19 protein-coding genes are annotated in these 17,234 nt (G+C 68.0%); 14 read left to right on the top strand and 5 right to left on the bottom strand.

The annotated features are described in order from the left end of the window. Positions 1–248 precede the first annotated feature (248 nt). Genes rplI through rpsF form a run of 3 tightly spaced genes read right to left on the bottom strand, consistent with a single transcriptional unit; the run spans position 249 to position 1,469 of the window. Entirely contained in the window at positions 249–851 is a 603-nt protein-coding gene (gene rplI, locus AC2IR1_RS09945; protein WP_486476123.1) for a 50S ribosomal protein L9, read from the bottom strand. Between the two features lie 12 nt (positions 852–863). Next, entirely contained in the window at positions 864–1,091 is a 228-nt protein-coding gene (gene rpsR, locus AC2IR1_RS09950) for a 30S ribosomal protein S18 (protein WP_005982441.1), read from the bottom strand. A 24-nt stretch (positions 1,092–1,115) separates the two neighbouring features. Beyond that, on the bottom strand, positions 1,116–1,469 hold the full coding sequence (gene rpsF / locus AC2IR1_RS09955) for a 30S ribosomal protein S6 (RefSeq protein ID WP_486476124.1): 354 nt from the start codon (positions 1,467–1,469) through the stop codon (positions 1,116–1,118). Positions 1,470–2,035: 566 nt separating this feature from the next. Between rpsF and AC2IR1_RS09960 the strand changes: the two genes are divergently transcribed. Both AC2IR1_RS09960 and AC2IR1_RS09965 read left to right on the top strand, forming a co-directional pair. Next, complete coding sequence (locus tag AC2IR1_RS09960) at positions 2,036–2,614, top strand: YceI family protein (protein ID WP_486476125.1); 579 nt, start codon at positions 2,036–2,038, stop codon at positions 2,612–2,614. Between the two features lie 204 nt (positions 2,615–2,818). Then, a complete protein-coding gene (locus tag AC2IR1_RS09965) occupies positions 2,819–3,220 on the top strand; it encodes a GFA family protein (protein WP_486476126.1) in 402 nt (133 codons plus the stop codon). Positions 3,221–3,265: 45 nt separating this feature from the next. Here AC2IR1_RS09965 and AC2IR1_RS09970 read toward each other — a convergent pair whose 3' ends face one another. Next, complete coding sequence (locus AC2IR1_RS09970; RefSeq protein WP_486476127.1) at positions 3,266–3,637, bottom strand: VOC family protein; 372 nt, start codon at positions 3,635–3,637, stop codon at positions 3,266–3,268. 40 nt (positions 3,638–3,677) lie between these two features. Here AC2IR1_RS09970 and AC2IR1_RS09975 point away from each other — a divergent pair, with 40 nt between their 5' ends. After that, positions 3,678–4,223: a winged helix-turn-helix transcriptional regulator gene (locus AC2IR1_RS09975; protein ID WP_486476128.1), complete on the top strand. Its 546-nt coding sequence runs from the start codon at positions 3,678–3,680 to the stop codon at positions 4,221–4,223. Between the two features lie 156 nt (positions 4,224–4,379). Here AC2IR1_RS09975 and AC2IR1_RS09980 read toward each other — a convergent pair whose 3' ends face one another. Continuing rightward, positions 4,380–5,573 carry a cytochrome b/b6 domain-containing protein gene (locus AC2IR1_RS09980; RefSeq protein ID WP_486476129.1) on the bottom strand — a complete coding sequence of 398 codons (1,194 nt, stop codon included), beginning with the start codon at positions 5,571–5,573 and terminating at the stop codon, positions 4,380–4,382. Positions 5,574–5,903: 330 nt separating this feature from the next. On the opposite strand from AC2IR1_RS09980, the gene fabD reads away from it, so the two are divergent. From fabD to AC2IR1_RS10035, 11 genes are all read left to right on the top strand, one after another. Further along, entirely contained in the window at positions 5,904–6,842 is a 939-nt protein-coding gene (fabD, locus tag AC2IR1_RS09985) for an ACP S-malonyltransferase (RefSeq protein ID WP_486476130.1), read from the top strand. Between the two features lie 99 nt (positions 6,843–6,941). After that, positions 6,942–7,679 (top strand): 3-oxoacyl-[acyl-carrier-protein] reductase, encoded by a 738-nt coding sequence (gene fabG / locus AC2IR1_RS09990; RefSeq protein ID WP_486476131.1) that lies wholly within the window; start codon positions 6,942–6,944, stop codon positions 7,677–7,679. 388 nt (positions 7,680–8,067) lie between these two features. Beyond that, positions 8,068–8,301, top strand: coding sequence for an acyl carrier protein (locus tag AC2IR1_RS09995; protein WP_119840776.1), 234 nt, complete (start codon positions 8,068–8,070; stop codon positions 8,299–8,301). A gap of 146 nt (positions 8,302–8,447) precedes the next feature. After that, on the top strand, positions 8,448–9,227 hold the full coding sequence (locus AC2IR1_RS10000) for a hypothetical protein (RefSeq protein ID WP_486476132.1): 780 nt from the start codon (positions 8,448–8,450) through the stop codon (positions 9,225–9,227). Between the two features lie 144 nt (positions 9,228–9,371). Beyond that, positions 9,372–10,631 (top strand): beta-ketoacyl-ACP synthase II, encoded by a 1,260-nt coding sequence (gene fabF / locus AC2IR1_RS10005; RefSeq protein ID WP_486476133.1) that lies wholly within the window; start codon positions 9,372–9,374, stop codon positions 10,629–10,631. Position 10,632: 1 nt separating this feature from the next. Beyond that, a complete protein-coding gene (mltG, locus tag AC2IR1_RS10010; protein ID WP_486476134.1) occupies positions 10,633–11,790 on the top strand; it encodes an endolytic transglycosylase MltG in 1,158 nt (385 codons plus the stop codon). A gap of 485 nt (positions 11,791–12,275) precedes the next feature. Further along, positions 12,276–13,667 (top strand): DNA-packaging protein, encoded by a 1,392-nt coding sequence (locus AC2IR1_RS10015; protein WP_486476397.1) that lies wholly within the window; start codon positions 12,276–12,278, stop codon positions 13,665–13,667. Between the two features lie 223 nt (positions 13,668–13,890). Next, entirely contained in the window at positions 13,891–15,075 is a 1,185-nt protein-coding gene (locus tag AC2IR1_RS10020; protein ID WP_486476135.1) for a phage portal protein, read from the top strand. Beyond that, positions 15,068–15,310, top strand: a complete 243-nt coding sequence (locus AC2IR1_RS10025; protein WP_486476136.1) for a GTA head formation protein, RCAP_rcc01685 family — start codon at positions 15,068–15,070, stop codon at positions 15,308–15,310. Before AC2IR1_RS10020 ends, AC2IR1_RS10025 begins: the two co-directional genes overlap by 8 nt. Before the next feature lie 10 nt (positions 15,311–15,320). Then, positions 15,321–15,884 (top strand): HK97 family phage prohead protease, encoded by a 564-nt coding sequence (locus AC2IR1_RS10030; protein ID WP_486476137.1) that lies wholly within the window; start codon positions 15,321–15,323, stop codon positions 15,882–15,884. A gap of 36 nt (positions 15,885–15,920) precedes the next feature. Further along, a complete protein-coding gene (locus AC2IR1_RS10035) occupies positions 15,921–17,102 on the top strand; it encodes a phage major capsid protein (RefSeq protein ID WP_486476138.1) in 1,182 nt (393 codons plus the stop codon). Positions 17,103–17,234: the final 132 nt, after the last annotated feature.

Genomic DNA, 17,234 nt, shown 5'->3' on the forward strand with positions numbered 1-17,234 from the left:
TGCCAGATTGCACAGCCAGAAGCGTAGGGTTCGGAGCCGGGATACGGGAGCGTTCCCACTGGTGCAGGGCCGCTATGTGTCTGGCGGGACAGCGGACGCGCGCCGCCGAATGTGACCTGGGGTGAGTCTCTGGCCGGAACGGCGGGGGAGGCGGTCATGGAGGGGCAGTTCGGCTGGCGTGGCCGCAGGGCACGAAAAAACCGCGCCCCCGGGGGGACGCGGTTCGTAACTTCGAAAAGCCCGGAGGATCAGTCCTCTTCGGACTCTTCTGCCGGTGCTTCGTCGTCGTCGGAAGCGGCGGAGCCGATGTCGTCGAAGAGTTCGGAGATCTCGAACTCTGCGGCGGCTTCTTCTTCGGCGGCCAGTTCCTGGATGGACTTGCCGGCAGCCTGAACTTCGGCTTCTTCCGGGGTCCGTGCGACGTTGAGGATCACGGTGACCTCAACTTCGGGGTGCAGGGTGACCTTGGCTTCGTGCAGGCCCAGTTCCTTGATGGGATCGGGGATGATGACCTGCTTGCGCTCGACGGTGAAGCCGTTTTCGGTGGCGACGTTGGACACGTCACGCGGCGAAACGGAGCCGTAGAGGTTGCCGCCGTCGGAGGCTGCGCGAATCACGACGAACTTCTGACCGTCGAGCTTTTCGCCCAGGGCTTCGGCTTCTTTCTTGGTCTCCAGGTTGGTCGCTTCGAGCTGCGCTTTCTGCGCTTCGAAGTGAGCCAGGTTTTCCTTGGAGGCGGTCAGCGCCTTGCCCTGCAGCAGCAGGTAGTTGCGGGCGTAGCCGGGCTTGACGGAGACGACATCGCCCATCTGGCCGAGCTTTGCGACGCGTTCGAGAAGGATGACTTCCATGTTACGGGCTCCTTACTTGACGGCGTAGGGCAGCAGGGCGAGGAAGCGGGCACGCTTGATGGCACGGGCCAGTTCACGCTGCTTCTTGGCCGAGACGGCGGTGATGCGGGACGGGACGATCTTGCCGCGCTCGGAGATGTAGCGCTGCAGCAGACGGGTGTCCTTGTAGTCGATCTTGGGTGCGTTGTCCCCGGAGAAGGGGCAGACCTTACGACGACGGAAAAACGGTTTAGCGGCCATGGTTTATGTCCTTTCCTGGTTAGATCAGCGGCGACCGCGGCGCTCTTCGCGCTCGTCGCGTTTCTGCATCTGGACCGAGGGGCCCTCTGCGTGCTCGTCGACCTTGATGGTCAGGACGCGCATCACGTCGTCATGCAGGCGCATCAGGCGTTCCATTTCCTGGATCGCGGTCGACGGTGCGTCGGTGCGCAGGAAGGCGTAGTGGCCCTTGCGGTTCTTGTTGATCTTGTAGGCCATCGTCTTGACGCCCCAGTATTCCTGATCAACCAGCTTGCCGCCGTTGTCGGAAAGGACGGCACCGAAATGTTCGATGAGACCTTCGGCCTGCGCGTTGGAAAGGTCCTGGCGCGCGATGAAGACATGCTCGTAAAGCGGCATGTGCACTCCTGTCTGTCGGGCGCATTTCATAGGAGGGTCTGACCTTCCGCGACCCATCCACGAGAGACTGCGCGGTTCAAGAAAACTGCGGAAGGAGGGCACCCCTTACAGCGGACGCGCGAAAAGGGCAAGCGCTTGTCGGGCCAATGCCGGAGCGGTGCGGGGCCAGGGTGGGGTCAGTGTGGGGCCTCGGCCGCGCCCCTGTCAGGCCACTGTCAGGCCCGGACCCGAGGGTATTTCAGGCCGGGTGTGGGAGCAAGGCTGCGCCCGCACGCTGCGGCGGGCTGCGATCGGGCGCGGCTTCGGCGGCGCGGATAGCTGTTGTGACTGGCCCCCGGATTTGGCCCCGAAGGTCGGGGCGGGGCGCCGGTGGCCTCACTTCAACCCGCCGGAAATACTCCCGCCGGAGGCTTCGGGCGGCGGGCAGGTGGCGCGCGGGCAGGATTTCGCGGGTTCATGTTCGCAATTCCACAGACCCTGTGGGGATGTGCGGAATTGAGAAGACCGCGCGTGACGGCGACATTCGCCTCATCGCAAACGCTTCTCCCGAAAGAGGAAACCATTCCATGAAGACGCTGCTTCTGGGCACCGCCCTGACCCTGGCCGCCGCCACCTCCGCCTTTGCCGAGCCGGTCAAGTACACCCTCGACAACACCCACACCCAGCTGGTGTTCCACTACAACCACCTGGGCTTCTCCACCGGCTTCGGCATGTTCGCCGGCTTCGACGGCACCATCATGTTCGACGCCGAAGATCCCGCTGCTTCCTCCGTCGAAGTGTCCATGCCGACCGCCTCGCTGATCACCGGCATCGCACCGCGCACCGAGCACTTCCTGACCGATGACTTCTTCGGTGCGGAGGCCAACCCGGCGATCACCTTCAAGTCGACCTCCATCGAGGTGACCGGCGACGACACCGGCCTGATCACCGGCGATCTGACCATCAACGGCATCACCAAGCCCGTCACCCTGGACGCCAAGCTGACCCAGATGGGCGACCACCCGATGGCCGGCACCCCCTGGGCAGGCTTCGACGCCACCGCCACCGTGCTGCGTTCCGACTACGACATGGACATGTACGCCCCCTATGTCTCCGACGAGGTCGAGGTGGAAATCTCCATCGAGGCGATGAAGGCCGACGAGTGATCCGTTTCGGATAAGCCTGGCGCGGTGCATCCCCACCGTGCAGGTGCAAGGGCCGTCCCGAAAGGGGCGGTCCTCTTCGTTTGGCCGGGGGATGGCTGGGGAGCTTTGAATTCTGGTTGTTGACGGCAGCGCGCCGGGGGCGGAGGGTCTGGCGGATGGCGGCCCGTGGGGGCGCGGGGGCAAGGTTCGAAAGAGGGGGTGCGGATGAGCGAGACGGGATTTGCGCGCAGGATCCTGACGGGGCACTGCCTGTGCGGGGCCTGCCGGTTCGAGCTGGAGGGGCCGGCGAACTGGGTCGGTCATTGCCATTGCGAGAGCTGCCGGCGGGCGACGGCCTCTGCCTTCACCACCTGGATCGGGCAGGCCGACGGGCGCTGGCGGATCAGCGGAGAGATGACGCGATACGAAAGCAGCCCGGGCCGGCGGCGCGGGTTCTGCACCACCTGCGGCACGCCGATGTATTACGAGGCGGACAGCTACCCCGGGGAGCGGCATTTCTACGCCGCCCTGCTGGAAACCCCGGAGGCGGTGGAACCCGCCGCGCAGTATCACGCGGCGGAGCACCTGGGATGGATCGGCCGGGCGCTGGATTTGCCCGAGGGATAGGGGCGCGGATAGGGGCGTGCCTGGGCCCGGGTCAGGCGGAGAGGTTCAGGCGGAGAGGTCCTGTGCCAGCATGAGGGCGTTGCCGTCCGGGTCGTAGAAGGTGGCGGTGGCGACCATGCCGTCGATCACCTCGGTCGCGCCGTCGAAGGCGACGCCCTCTGCCTCCAGCGCGGCGCGGGAGGCGGCGATGTCTGGCGTGCCGAAGACGGGGACGCTGTTGCCGGGAGTGGGGGTGGCCTGTTCGCCGAGCCCGAGGGTGACGCCGGGGGTGTGGGTTGAAAGCTCGCTCCAGCCGGCGTCGTCCATGTGGAAGCGCAGGGAAAATCCCAGCATCCTGTCGTACCAGCCGGCGCTGGCGTGGCGATCGCGGACGGAGAGGGCGAGGGTAATCGTCTTGTCGAGTGTCGCGATGGACATGGCAATTCCCTTTCTGATGAAAATATATTAACTATACTTTATGAACATCGACCTTCTTGTCAAGATTTCCGCGCGGGCCTGGGCCATGCCGGTGCTGGCGGCGCTGGATGGCGGGGTGGCAGGGCGGCAGGCGCCGCTGCTGGCCGCCACGGGCGCGGGGCGCGGGGCGCTGGTGCAGAGCCTGGAGCGGCTGATCGAACTGGGTCTGCTGGAGCGCAACCCGGGCCATGGCCACCCCCTGCGGCCGGAATTCCGGCTGACGGTCGCCGGGCAGGCGGTGGCGCCGGTGGCGGCGCGGGTGCTGCGGCTGGGCGGGAACATGCGGCATGATGAGGAGGGGGGCGCGGTGCTGTTGCGGCGCATGTGGACGCTGCCGGTGCTGTCGGTCTGCCGCGCGCCGCGTCATTTCGGGGAGATCCGTCAGCAGCTTGCGCCGATCACCGACCGCGCCCTGTCGCACTCCCTGAAGCAGTTGCACGGGCAGCGCTGGATCCGTCGCGATGCCGATCCCGGCGCCTTCCCCCTGCGGCCGCGTTACCAGGTGGTCAATGCCGGGGCGGAGATCGCGGAGGCGCTGACCGGGTAGCCTGATCGCCGGGGCGGGCGGGGCGCCTGCGGTGACATGCGAAAGGGGCGGCCGGGTGGCCGCCCCTTGCTGTTTGGTTGCTTGCGGGCTGTGGTTGTCCCGGGTGGGGGCCGGGTGGAGATCCGGGGTCAGGCCCTCAAGATCTGGCCCTCAAGATCAGTTCCGTTTCGCCGTCAGCTCGAACCCGCCGGCGACGGCGAAGGCGACGCTTTGTTCGTCGGGCATCGAGTCGCCGATGCCGAAATCGCGGCGATCGAGGGTGAAGCCTGCGCTGGCGGTGGCAAGGCCGGTGTCGTCGATCGTCAGCTCGAACGGGAAGGAGAGCGGCACGGACTGGCCGCGCAGGGTCAGTGTGCCCTCGGCCCGCTGGGTGCCGTCTTCGGCCTTCACCAGGTCGGCGTCGAAGACGGCCGTCGGGTTCGCCTCTGCCGCGAGGAAGTCATCGCCGAGCGCCTGCTTGGTGACGGAGCCGAGAGAGAGCGTGGGCACCGAGACGGTGACGGTGACATGGCCCGCGACACCGGCGGGGGCGTCGGGGTTCCAGGAAATGGCGGCGGTCCAGTCCTCGAAGCTGCCTTCAACCTGCTTGCCGAACTGCGTGACGGAGATGAAGAGGCGCCCGTCCTGGACCTGCCAGTCGGATTGCGCCTGGGCCAGCTGCGGGGCGGCGGGGCCGTCGGAGGGGGCGGGGCGGATCGCCAGGCCACCGGCGACGACCACGGCCAGCACCACCAGCGCGCCGAGCGCCGGGGCGAGGTGGGAGGGCTGGGTGGCCGAGCCTTCGGCGGAGGTGCCGCGCCACATGCGGCGCAGGGTGGCGTCACGGTCGATGACGTGGTGTTTCACCGCGCCCAGGATGTGCAGCGCCAGCACCGCGGCGAGGGTCCAGGCGAAGGTCCAGTGCAGGATCGTGAAGAGGTCCGACACCCGTTCGTTTTCGGAGACGAGGGGGAAGCCCTGGCCGAAGGGCCAGAGGATCGGCGCGAAACCGGGGGAGGCGGCGTGGTGGATCCAGCCGGTGACGGGCACCAGGATCAGAAGGGTGTAGAGGAGGTAGTGCACGACCTCTGCCGCGAGGGCTTCGGCCTTGTGGTCGCCGTTGATCAGGCCCGGGCGTTTCTGCACCAGCGCCCAGAGGATGCGGATGATCGAGACGAAGACGACGGCGACGCCGAGGGTCTTGTGCAGCGAAAAGAGCGCGAAGACGCGATCCATGTCGGGCTGGGTCGCGGTGGAGAGGGTGTGGGCGTAATAGCCCACCGGCCAGGCGGTGAGGATCAGCAGCGCGGTCAGCCAGTGGATGGCGCGGGTGATGCCGCCGTAGCGGGAGGAGGAATCGGTGAGCGACATTGGTCTCTTTCAGCGATACGGGCGCCCGGGGCCCGGAAAGGGGCCGCGCGGGGCGTCGGGGAGTTGCGGTTTGGGCCGAATTTAGCCGCAGTGCGGCATGGCCCAAACCCCGAGGCCCGCGCAGGGTCTGTGCACAGGCGAACCGGACCGGTGAGATTGTGATCCACGTGTGAGCGGGCCAGTGGTGGGGCTGCGGCGGGCCAGCGGCGGGGCCGGGAATGGGGCCGGGAATAGGGGGTGAGGGCCGGCGGGCGTTGCCATGCGGGGCTGCAAGGGGTATTCGGCGCGTCAAGTTGCAAGCCAGAACAGACAGACGCTGAAGGAGGCCCTATGAGCCGTGCATTCGTCTTCCCCGGGCAGGGGGCGCAGACCATCGGGATGGGCAAGGCCCTGGCAGAGGCCTATCCGGCCGCGAAGGCCGTTTTCGAAGAGGTCGATGCCGCCCTGGGCCAGGACCTGAGCGGGCTGATCTGGGAGGGGGACGCGGCCGAGCTGACCCTGACCGAGAACGCCCAGCCGGCGCTGATGGCAACCTCGCTTGCCGCGCTGCGCGCGCTGGAGGCCGAGGGGCTGGAAATCGGATCCGCCGCCTATGTGGCCGGTCACTCGCTGGGTGAATATTCCGCGCTGGCCGCCGTGGGCTCCGTCAGCATCGCCGATGCCGCGCGCCTGCTGAAGATCCGCGGCCGCGCCATGCAGGCCGCCGTGCCGGTGGGCGAGGGCGCCATGGCCGCGCTGCTGGGCCTGGATTTCGAGACCGCAAGCGCCGTGGCCGCCGAGGCCGCGGGCGAGGAGGTCTGCCAGGCCGCCAATGACAACGACCCGAGCCAGGTGGTGATTTCCGGCCACAAGGCCGCCGTGGAACGCGCCTGCGAGATCGCCAAGGGCAAGGGCGCCAAGCGCGCCGTGCTGCTGCCCGTCTCCGCGCCCTTCCACTGTGCGCTGATGCAGCCCGCAGCCGAAGCGATGCAGGAGGCGCTGGCCGGTGTCACCTTCAACGCCCCTGCCGTGCCGCTGGTGGCCAATGTGCGCGCCGAGGCCGTGACCGACCCGGAGCTGATCAAGGCGCTGCTGGTGGAGCAGGTGACCGGTTCCGTGCGCTGGCGCGAAAGCGTGGCCTGGATGGCGGGCCAGGGTGTCGACGAGATCTGGGAAATCGGCGCGGGCAAGGCCCTGTCGGGCATGATCCGCCGCATCGAGAAGACGATCGCCTGCAAGCAGGTGGGCACCCCCGACGAGGTGCGCGCGGTGATGGCACCGGCGGAGTGAGCGGAGAGGCCGGGGGGCTGTCTGCCCCCCGGACCCCCCGAGGATATTTAGAGCCAGAAAATGGGTGGGGCGGGGTGCTCTGCCAGAGGGAGCAAGAGAATGTTTGACCTGACGGGCAAGACCGCGCTGGTGACCGGCGCAAGCGGTGGCATCGGTGGCGAGATCGCCAAGGCGCTGCATGGTGCAGGCGCGACGGTGGGCCTGAGCGGCACCCGGGAGGCGCCGCTGCAGGCGCTGGCGGAAGAGCTGGGCGAGCGGGCGCATGTGCTGCCCTGCAACCTGTCCGATCCGGAGGCCGTCGATGCGCTGCCCAAGGCCGCCATCGCCGCCATGGGCGGGCTGGACATCCTGGTGAACAATGCGGGCATCACCCGCGACCAGCTGTTCATGCGGATGAGCGACGAGGACTGGCAGCAGGTCATCGACGTGAACCTGACCGCCACGATGCGCCTGTGCCGGGGCGTGATGCGCCCGATGATGAAGGCGCGCTGGGGGCGGATCATCAACATCAGCTCCATCGTCGGGGCCACCGGCAACCCGGGGCAGGTGAACTATGCCGCCTCCAAGGCGGGCATGGTCGGCATGACCAAGTCCATTGCCTATGAGGTAGCCAGCCGTGGCATCACCGCCAACTGCGTCGCGCCGGGCTTCATCGCGACGGCGATGACCGACAAGCTGACCGACGACCAGAAGGCGGCCATCGACGCGAAGATTCCCGCCGCCCGCATGGGCACGCCGGAAGAGATCGCGGCGGCCGTTCTTTACCTTGCCAGCCCCGAGGCGGGCTATGTCACGGGCGCGACGCTGCACGTGAACGGCGGCATGGCGATGCTGTAACCCCCTTGGGGTGCCCTTGAGGGTACAATTTCTGCCCCGGGCCGCTGGCCCGGGGTTTTGCCTTTCGCCAGCGGGGCTTGCGGCGCGTTCTGCAGTCGTCCTGCGGTGAAAAACCGGGCGTTTTCGCCCAGCTTCCGGCCATTCACGGCCGGCTCACGCCTTGCGGAGCCGAGTGTGAAGGCCCACTTCGGGATAGTGCCGCGAAAGCGTTTGCGTTACCGGAAGCATGTGCTATAGGCGGCGCAGATTTGCGGGTGAGGGTCCTGGTGGCCGGCGCCCGCGCCTCGCATTTGCGGGGTTGAAGAGCCCGCAAGGGCGTCGAAACTGCCCCGCAGTGGGCGAGGCAAGAAACGGGCCCCTGGCCCAGAGTGACGTGAGGGGAAATCCTATGAGCGATGTCGCAGAGCGCGTGAAGAAAATCGTTGTCGAGCATCTCGGCGTGGAAGAAGAAAAAGTGACCGAGAACGCTTCGTTCATCGACGACCTGGGCGCAGACAGCCTGGACACCGTCGAGCTGGTCATGGCCTTCGAAGAAGAGTTCGGCATCGAGATCCCCGATGACGCCGCCGAGAACATCCAGACCTTCGGCGACGCGGTCAAGTTCATCTCCGAAGCGGCCTGAGGCCCGGAGATGCCGGGGAACCGGCCTTGAATTGCGAAGGGCTCCTGCCGGATGGCGGGGGCCCTTTTTCTTTGTGAAGGTTTCGTGACCTGCCCGGGCGGCCGCCGGACGTGATGCCGGAGGTGACGCCCGAAGTGACGCCCCGAGTGACGCGTGAGATGATGCCCGAAACGCCCCCCGACGTGCCCCCGCAAACGCCCCCCGAAACGCCATCTGCCGGCGCGGACGGCGCGCTGGTTCCGCTGCCGCTGTCGCATCCGCTGTGGGACAGGCTGTACGGCCCCTACGGGCTGCGCGACGTGGCGCAGCAGCTGGGGCACCTGGCGGCGCGGTGGGACGGCCGGGCGGCGCAGCACCTGTTCTGGGAGGAGCTGCACCACCAGGAGGATCTGTACCCGGTGAGCTACGCGGCACTGCCCTGGCTGGACCGGATCGCGCCGCGCGGCGCGGCGGAGCGGGAGCGGGTGCTGGAATTCTGGGCGCAGGCGCTGTTCTGTGCGCGGCGGCAGGCCGGGCCGGATGCGCCCTTTGCCGGGCTGTCGCTGGATCCGGCGGCCCATGCGCAGCCCTGGATCGCGGAGGACCGCCGCCTGCGGGCGCAGGACATGCCGGTTCTGGCCGCCCAGGCGGACTGGCTGACGGCCAATGGGGACCGGCTGGCCGATCAGTGCCTTGATGCGGTGCCGGGCGACCGGCCGCACCTGGCGGCATTGCTGGCAGGCGGTTACGCGGGCTGGCACGGGGCGCGGGACCTGCCCCATGCGCTGCGGATGTGGGCCGACGAGGAGCCGGTGGAGGCGATCCGCGCAGAGGGCGCGCCGGCCCCGGTGGACCGGCAGATCGCCGCAGGGATCGCAGAACGGGTGGCGCAAGACGCCCCGGCGCTGGCCGCCCTGCTGGAGGCCTATGCCGCCGCCGGCGGCTGAGCCGGGCCGGCGAAGGACCGCAGATGGGCCCCCATGGGCCGGAAACTCCTTGCCAGACAGGCGCCTGGGGCAGGGGAAGTCTTGCCCCCGGGGCGCGGCCTCGGGTAAGAGCGGGCGGAGAGCAAATCAAAGGGGCGGAAATACATGCGTCGTGTCGTTGTTACCGGTCTGGGTCTGGTGACCCCGCTGGCTTCCGGAGTCGAGGAAAGCTGGAGCCGGATCCTGGAAGGAAAGTCGGGCGCAGGCCCCATCACCCAGTTCGATCCGGAAGGCCTGACCACCACTTACGCCTGCGAAGTTCCGCGCGGTGATGGCACCGACGGGACCTTCAATGCCGATGACTGGATGGAGCCGAAGGAACAGCGCAAGGTCGATACCTTCATCCTGTTCGGCGTCGCGGCGGCCCAGCAGGCGGTTCAGGACAGCGGCTGGATGCCCGAGGACGAGGAGGCGCGCTGCCGCACCGGCGTGCTGATCGGCTCCGGCATCGGCGGTCTGAACTCCATCGCGAACACCGCCGTGATGATGGAACAGAAGGGTCCGCGCCGCGTGTCCCCCTTCTTCGTCCCCGGTGCGCTGATCAACCTGATTTCCGGCCAGGTCAGCATCAAGTATGGTTTCAAGGGCCCGAACCATTCGGTCGTCACCGCCTGTTCGACCGGCGCGCATGCCATCGGCGACGCGGCCCGGCTGATCCAGTGGGGCGATGCGGACGTGATGGTGGCCGGCGGCGCCGAAGCGGCGATCTGCAAGATCGGCATCGCGGGCTTCAACGCCTGCAAGGCGCTGTCCACCAAGCGGGGCGACGAGCCCGAAAAGGCCAGCCGTCCCTATGACGCCGACCGTGACGGTTTCGTCATGGGCGAGGGCGCGGGCATCGTCGTGCTGGAAGAATACGAGCACGCCGTCGCACGTGGCGCCAAGATCTACGGCGAATACCTGGGCTACGGCCTGTCGGGCGACGCCTACCACATCACCGCCCCGTCCGAGGACGGCGACGGCGCACGGCGCTGCATGGAAATGGCGCTGAACCGCGCGGGCCTGACCCCGGCGGACATCGATTACGTCAACGCGCACGGCACCTCGACCATGGCCGACACGATCGAGCTGGGCGCGGTGGAGCGGCTGATGGGCGAGCATGCCTCGAACGTCACCATGTCCTCGACGAAGTCGGCCACCGGGCACCTTCTGGGCGCGGCCGGGGCGATCGAGGCGATCTTCTCGATCCTGGCGATCCGCGACCAGGTGGCCCCGCCGACGATCAACCTGGAGAACGTCGCGGTCGAGACCAAGATCGACCTGGCCCCCAATGCCAAGCGCGAACGCAAGATCGACGTGGCCCTGTCCAACAGCTTCGGCTTTGGTGGCACCAATGCGTCGCTGATCTTCGGCAAGGTCCGCTGATATGTGGAAATCCGTGGCCTCCAACGGCTTTACCCTGCTGATCGTGGGGGCCGTCCTGCTGGCCGGCGCCCTGATCTGGGGGCAGCGGCAATACGTGGAGCCGGGTCCGCTGACGGAGGCCATGTGCCTGCGGGTGGAAAGCGGGTCCAACATGCGCCGGGTCAGCCAGGAGCTTGAAGACAAGGGTGCCGTCAGCCATGCCGCGATCCTGCGGATCGGGTCCGACTACGCCGACAAGTCCGACGAGCTGAAGGCCGGTGCCTTCCTGGTGCCTGCCAATGCCTCCATGGAGCAGATCGTCGATATCGTCACCCGTGGCGGTGCCTCGACCTGCGGGACCGAGATCGTCTATCGCATCGGCGTGCGTCAGTCCGACGTGCTGGTGCGCGAAACCGATCCGACGACGGCCCGTTTCGTCGAACTGGCGCGCTTCGTGCCGGGCGACGGGGCCGAGGTTCCGGCCGCCTTCACCGAGATGAGCGCCAAGGCCGACACCAGCTATCGCGTGCTGATGGCAGAGGGCGTGACCTCCTGGCAGGTGGTGCAGGTCCTCAACTCCATCGACGCGCTGAGCGGAGAGGTGACGGAGATCCCGGCGGAAGGCACCCTGGCGCCCGACAGCTACGAGTTTTCCAAGGGCGAGGCCCGGGCGGATATCGTGGAAGAGATGCAGGGCCGCCAGAGCGCGATCCTGGCCGAGGCCTGGGCCAACCGGGCCGATGACCTGCCGCTGACCTCTCCGGAGGAAGTGCTGATCATGGCCTCGATCATCGAGAAGGAGACCGGCGTGCCCGAAGAGCGGCGCACCGTGGCCTCCGTCTTCGAGAACCGGCTGAAGAAGGGCATGCGCCTGCAGACCGACCCGACGGTGATCTATGGCATCACCAAGGGCGAGGGCGTGCTGGATCGCGGCATCCGCCAGAGCGAGCTGCGCAAGGAAACGCCCTACAACACCTATGTCATCGACGGGCTGCCGCCGACGCCGATCGCCAACCCGGGCCGTGCCTCCATCGAGGCGGCGGTGGATCCGGAGGTGACGGATTACGTCTACTTCGTCGCCGATGGCAGCGGGGGGCATGCCTTCTCCTCCACCCTGGACGAGCACAACCGCAACGTCGCCAAGTGGCGGGAGATCGAGGCGGGCCGGACCAGCGAGTAGAGCCGGAGCGACCTGAGAAGAATTGCGCAACCCGTTGGTTTTCCAGCGGGTTGTTGCGTTTTCGGGGGGTGCGTTCCGGGCAGGTGTTAACGGTTGGTTACCCGTACGCGACGGTCCGGTTCGTTGACCGAACGCGCGGTCTCCCGTAGAAATTGTGCCATGCTGGAACAATTGGGCAGGCGGCCGGGGCGGTTTCCCCGGGGTGTCGGTTCATGCGCTCGTGTCGGGGGGACAACGATAATGCGCGAGGCAAATACAGACGATGGTCAATATCGCAGATGAAGAGGCTCGGCTCCGCGAGGCAGTCGAGACGGTCGAACGGCAAGTGCGCGACATCACGGCCGATCTGAGGGGCGTGCAGGACAGGGTGCGCGCCGGAGAGGTCGAAGCGGTGAAGGACGCCGCGAAGATGTGCACGGAAATCCGGTACTGGATCCGGTTTGCGTTGGAAATGGAGGCAAGGCTCGATGAAGGACGACAGCGGAATGGAGCAGGGAGGACCGGGGGAGAGGAAATCGACCTCGGGGCCGCAAGGGCTTCGATCGGGTGCCGCCTGGATCGCCTCCGCAGATGCGGATGTTCAGCAGCGGTTTCTGGATGACCTTGATGAGGGAGAGCTTCGCGCTCTCCCTTTTTTGTTCGAGTTCTGGGCGCTGCCGCACCAGCTGCCGCCCGAGGGCGCCTGGCGGACCTGGGTGATCCTGGGCGGGCGCGGCGCGGGCAAGAGCCGGGCCGGGTCGGAATGGGTGCGTGCGCAAGTCGAGGGCGACCGGCCGGGCGATCCGGGGCGGTGCCGCAGGCTGGCCCTGGTGGGGGAGACCTACGACCAGGTGCGCGACGTGATGATCTTTGGCGAGAGCGGGATCCTGGCCTGTTCGCCGCCCGATCGGCGGCCGGAGTGGCAGGCGAGCCGGCGGCGGCTGGTCTGGCCCAACGGCGCGGAGGCGATGGCGTTTTCCGCAAGTGAACCGGAGGCGCTGCGGGGCCCGCAGTTCGACGGCGCCTGGCTGGACGAGTTGGCGAAGTGGAAGAAGGCGGGGGACACCTGGGACATGCTGCAGTTCGCGCTGCGGCTGGGCGAGGATCCGCGGGTCTGCGTGACGACGACGCCGCGCAACGTGGGCGTGTTGAAGCAGCTGCTGGAGAGCCCTTCGACGGTCGTCACCCATGCGCCGACGGAGGCCAACAGGGCCAACCTGGCGGAAGGATTTCTTGAGGAGGTGCGCGCGCGATACGCGGGCACGCGGCTTGGGCGGCAGGAGCTGGACGGGCTTTTGCTGGGCGAAGCGGAGGGCGCCCTGTGGACGTCCGCCATGCTCTCTGCCGCCCAGGTCGAGGTCGTGCCGGAGCTGGATCGCGTGGTCGTGGCGGTGGATCCGCCGGTGACGGGGCACGAGGGGTCGGACGAATGCGGCATCGTGGTCGCCGGCGTGGTGACCCAGGGGCCGGTCAACCAGTGGCGGGCCTATGTGCTGGAGGATGCCAGCGTGAAGGCGGCGAGCCCGGTGCAATGGGCAGAGGCCGCGATTGCCGCGATGGAGCGGCACGGCGCGGACCGGATCGTGGCGGAGGTGAACCAGGGCGGCGACCTGGTGGAGGCGGTGCTGCGGCAGGTCGATCCGCTGGCGCCGTTGAAGAAGGTGCGCGCGGTGCGCGGCAAGGCCGCCCGGGCGGAGCCTGTGGCCGCGCTTTACGAACAGGGACGCGTCCGGCACGTGAAGGGCCTGGGCGCGCTGGAAGAGCAGTTGGCGCAGATGACGCAGCTGGGTTGGGAGGGGCTGGGCAGCCCGGACCGGCTGGATGCGCTGGTCTGGGCGCTGCACGACCTGATGCTGTCCGCGCAGCCCAGGCGCATGCCGAAGCTGCGCGCGATCTGAAGAGCTGAAACAGGCGGGCCGCAGGGCCCGAAGATGTCGCCGGTCCCGGGTGGGGCCGGCGCCTTTTTCGTTTTGGCGCCAGTTTTTCCCAGCTTTTCAAACGGTTGGGAGGCACCGCGCGGTGGTCTGAAAGCTTTTTAAGACAATAGTTGGAGATTTCTTCGCAACGGACCGCCGGAGCGTGGCGGGCCAGATGCCGCAAGGGCCAGCGAAGGAGAGACGCATGGGTGTGATCGACTATTTCCGCCGCGAGACGCAGGCAGCCGCCGCGCCGGAGCGGAAGGCTTCGGCCACGGGCCGGGTGATCGCCCAGAGCGCGGGCCGCGTCGCCTGGAGCCCGCGGGACACCGCGTCGCTGACCCGCACGGGGTTTGCGGGCAACCCGGTGGGTTTCCGCGCGGTGAAGATGCTGGCGGAGGCCGCCGCCGCCCTGCCGCTGGTGCTGCAGGACGAGGAGCGCCGCTACAGCGAGCACCCGGTGCTGTCGCTGCTGCGGGCGCCGAACCCGGCCCAGGGGCGCGCGGAACTGCTGGAAAGCCTTTATGGTCAGCTGCTGCTGACGGGCAACGGCTACCTGGAAGCGGTGGCGGCGGAAGAGGGCGCCCCGGTGGAGCTGCACGTGCTGCGGTCGGACCGGATGAACCTGGTGCCGGGCGCCGATGGCTGGCCTGTGGCCTTCGACTACGTGGTGGGCGGGCGCAGCCATCGCTTCGACGTGACGGGCGCGCGCGCGCCGATCTGCCACCTCAAGAGCTTTCACCCGCAGGATGACCACTACGGGTTGTCGCCCATGCAGCCCGCCGCCCAGGCGCTGGACGTGCACAACAGCGCGTCGCGCTGGTCCAAGGCGCTGCTGGACAATGCGGCGCGGCCGTCCGGCGCGATCGTCTATCGCGGGCCGGATGGCGAGGGGACGATGACCAGCGACCAGTACGATCGCCTGGTCAGCGAGATGGAGAGCTACCACCAGGGGGCGGCGAACGCGGGGCGTCCGATGCTTCTGGAAGGGGGGCTGGACTGGAAGCCCATGGGCTTCAGCCCCTCGGACATGGAGTTCCACAAGACCAAGGAGGCCGCCGCGCGGGAGATCGCCCTGGCCTTCGGCGTGCCGCCGATGCTGCTGGGGATCCCGGGGGAGGCGACCTATGCCAACTACCAGGAGGCGCATCGCGCGCTCTACCGGTTGACGGTGCTGCCGCTGGCGACCCGGGTCGCTGCCTCGGTCGGCGAATGGCTGGAACGGTTCACCGGGGAGCGCCTGACGCTGATGCCGGACATGGACATGATCCCGGCGCTGTCGGCGGAGCGGGATGCGCAGTGGAAGCGCGTGGCGGAGGCGGAGTTCCTGACCACCGCCGAGAAGCGCCGCATGCTGGGCCTGCCGCCGCTGGATGAGCCGGATGAGTGAACAGCGGGAGATCAAGCGGGCCACCGGCTACGAGGCCTTCGAATGCGGCCCCTCCCTGCGGCTGGAGGCGCATGAGCGGCTGACGGCGCACCAGCTGGAGACGATCGGAGACCGGATCAGCCGGTTGGAACAGATCGTGGAGCGGCTTGAGAAGCGGCTGTGGCTGACGGTCTACGGCATCGTGGGCGTGATCCTGGCCCAGGCCTTCCAGTCGATCATCGAGAAGCTTCCCTGAGGAGAGAACAATGGAAATTCAGAGCCTGAGCGGGCTGGAGCAGAAGTTCCACCGTTTCGACGCGGAGCTGACCGTCCAGGAGGACGGCATGGTGATCGAGGGCTATGCCTCTCGTTTCGGGGCCTGCGACCAGGGGGGCGACGTGGTGCAGAAGGGCGCCTACGCCGCCTGCCTGAGCCGGATGGCGGCCGAGGGGCGGCGGGTGAAGATGCTGTGGCAGCACGACCCGGCGCAGCCGATCGGCGTCTGGGAGGAGCTGCACGAGGATGCGACGGGCCTGTGGGTCAAGGGGCGCCTGCTGGAGACGGTCGAGAAGGGCCGCGAGGCCGGTGCGCTGGTACGGGCCGGGGCGATCGACGGGCTGTCGATCGGCTATCGCACCCGGCGGGCATCGAAGGATGACGGGGGCCGCAGGCTCCTGACGGAACTGGAGCTTTGGGAAGTGTCGCTGGTGACCTTCCCGATGCTGCCCAGTGCGCGGGTCGCGGCCAAGGGCGAAAGCCCGGCCGACGCGGCGCTGCGTGAATTGGCGGCGGCCTTCGAGGCCGCACGGGCCGAATTGGGCGACCGCTAGGGCGCTCTCTCTCACGATCCATCCGAGGAGAAGACGATGGGCAAAGCCGAGACCACATCCCGGGCGGGGGAGAGCCTCTCCCCGGTGGCCGAGATGAAATCCGCGGTGTCGGGTTTCATGCGGGAGTTCAAGGACTTCCAGGACGACATCCGTGACCGACTGCAACAACAGGAAAGCCGACTGACCATGCTTGACCGCAAATCCCTGACCGCCGCGCGGCCCCACCTTTCCGCCGCGGCGGAGACCGAGGCCCCGCATCAGAAGGCCGTGGCCGCCTACCTGCGCTCCGGCGATGACGATGGCCTGCGTGGCCTGGAACTGGAAGGCAAGGCGCTGTCCATCACCGGGGATGGCGGGTACCTGCTGGATCCCCAGACCTCTGCCTCGATCCAGTCGGTGCTGAAGTCCGGCGCCTCGATCCGCCAGGTGGCCAACGTGGTGAACGTGAACGCCACATCCTACGACGTGCTGGTGGATACCACCGAGGTCGGCGCCGGCTGGAACGACGAGACGACGGTGAGCGAGACCACGACCTCTTCCGTCGACCGGATCTCGATCGAGCTGTTCGAGCTGTCGGCGCTGCCCAAGGCATCGCAGCGGCTGCTGGATGACAGTGCCTTCGACGTCGAGGGCTGGCTGGCAGAGCGCATCGCCGACAAGTTTTCCCGCGCCGAGGCGGAGGCCTTCGTCAGCGGCGATGGCGATGACAAGCCGATGGGCATCCTGAGCCACACCAAGGTCGCCGAGGCGTCCTGGAGCTGGGGCAACCTGGGCTACATCGTCACCGGCACCTCCGGCGGGTTCGACCCGTCCGAGCCGGCGGATGCGATCATCGACCTGGTCTATGCGCTGGGCGCACGCTACCGCGCCAACGGTACCTTCGTGATGAATTCGAAGACCGCCGGCGCCGTGCGCAAGCTGAAGGACGGCGACGGCCGCTTCCTGTGGTCCGATGGCCTGGCCGCCGGTGAGCCGGCGCGCCTGCTGGGCTACCCGGTGCTGATCGCGGAGGACATGCCCGACATTGCCGCGGGCAGCTACTCCATCGCCTTCGGCGACTTCCATGCGGGCTACACCGTGGCGGAGCGCCCGGACCTGCGCGTGCTGCGCGATCCGTTCAGCGCCAAGCCGCATGTCCTGTTCTATGCCACCAAGCGCGTGGGCGGCGACGTCAGCGACTTCTCGGCCATCAAGCTGCTGAAGTTCGGCACGTCGTAAGACGCGCCGGATCGGCGGGGCCGCAACGACGGCCCTGCCGGACGCGTGTCTCCGAGAGGCGTTGTCCAGCAGCTCCCTCCGTCCGAGCAACGTTGGGAGGCACGCGTCGAGGGCTGCGCCCCCTCTAGCCCA

The sequence above is a fragment of the Pseudooceanicola sp. NS-SX8 genome (assembly GCF_057380755.1).

What these genes read in the sequence shown, in the direction of transcription:
- rplI (WP_486476123.1), bottom strand. Translation starts at nt 851, where the DNA reads ATGGAAGTCATCCTTCTCGAACGCGTCGCAAAGCTCGGCCAGATGGGC.
- rpsR (WP_005982441.1), bottom strand. Translation starts at nt 1,091, where the DNA reads ATGGCCGCTAAACCGTTTTTCCGTCGTCGTAAGGTCTGCCCCTTCTCC.
- rpsF (WP_486476124.1), bottom strand. Translation starts at nt 1,469, where the DNA reads ATGCCGCTTTACGAGCATGTCTTCATCGCGCGCCAGGACCTTTCCAAC.
- AC2IR1_RS09960 (WP_486476125.1), top strand. Translation starts at nt 2,036, where the DNA reads ATGAAGACGCTGCTTCTGGGCACCGCCCTGACCCTGGCCGCCGCCACC.
- AC2IR1_RS09965 (WP_486476126.1), top strand. Translation starts at nt 2,819, where the DNA reads ATGAGCGAGACGGGATTTGCGCGCAGGATCCTGACGGGGCACTGCCTG.
- AC2IR1_RS09970 (WP_486476127.1), bottom strand. Translation starts at nt 3,637, where the DNA reads ATGTCCATCGCGACACTCGACAAGACGATTACCCTCGCCCTCTCCGTC.
- AC2IR1_RS09975 (WP_486476128.1), top strand. Translation starts at nt 3,678, where the DNA reads ATGAACATCGACCTTCTTGTCAAGATTTCCGCGCGGGCCTGGGCCATG.
- AC2IR1_RS09980 (WP_486476129.1), bottom strand. Translation starts at nt 5,573, where the DNA reads ATGTCGCTCACCGATTCCTCCTCCCGCTACGGCGGCATCACCCGCGCC.
- fabD (WP_486476130.1), top strand. Translation starts at nt 5,904, where the DNA reads ATGAGCCGTGCATTCGTCTTCCCCGGGCAGGGGGCGCAGACCATCGGG.
- fabG (WP_486476131.1), top strand. Translation starts at nt 6,942, where the DNA reads ATGTTTGACCTGACGGGCAAGACCGCGCTGGTGACCGGCGCAAGCGGT.
- AC2IR1_RS09995 (WP_119840776.1), top strand. Translation starts at nt 8,068, where the DNA reads ATGAGCGATGTCGCAGAGCGCGTGAAGAAAATCGTTGTCGAGCATCTC.
- fabF (WP_486476133.1), top strand. Translation starts at nt 9,372, where the DNA reads ATGCGTCGTGTCGTTGTTACCGGTCTGGGTCTGGTGACCCCGCTGGCT.
- mltG (WP_486476134.1), top strand. Translation starts at nt 10,633, where the DNA reads ATGTGGAAATCCGTGGCCTCCAACGGCTTTACCCTGCTGATCGTGGGG.
- AC2IR1_RS10015 (WP_486476397.1), top strand. Translation starts at nt 12,276, where the DNA reads ATGGAGCAGGGAGGACCGGGGGAGAGGAAATCGACCTCGGGGCCGCAA.
- AC2IR1_RS10020 (WP_486476135.1), top strand. Translation starts at nt 13,891, where the DNA reads ATGGGTGTGATCGACTATTTCCGCCGCGAGACGCAGGCAGCCGCCGCG.
- AC2IR1_RS10025 (WP_486476136.1), top strand. Translation starts at nt 15,068, where the DNA reads ATGAGTGAACAGCGGGAGATCAAGCGGGCCACCGGCTACGAGGCCTTC.
- AC2IR1_RS10030 (WP_486476137.1), top strand. Translation starts at nt 15,321, where the DNA reads ATGGAAATTCAGAGCCTGAGCGGGCTGGAGCAGAAGTTCCACCGTTTC.
- AC2IR1_RS10035 (WP_486476138.1), top strand. Translation starts at nt 15,921, where the DNA reads ATGGGCAAAGCCGAGACCACATCCCGGGCGGGGGAGAGCCTCTCCCCG.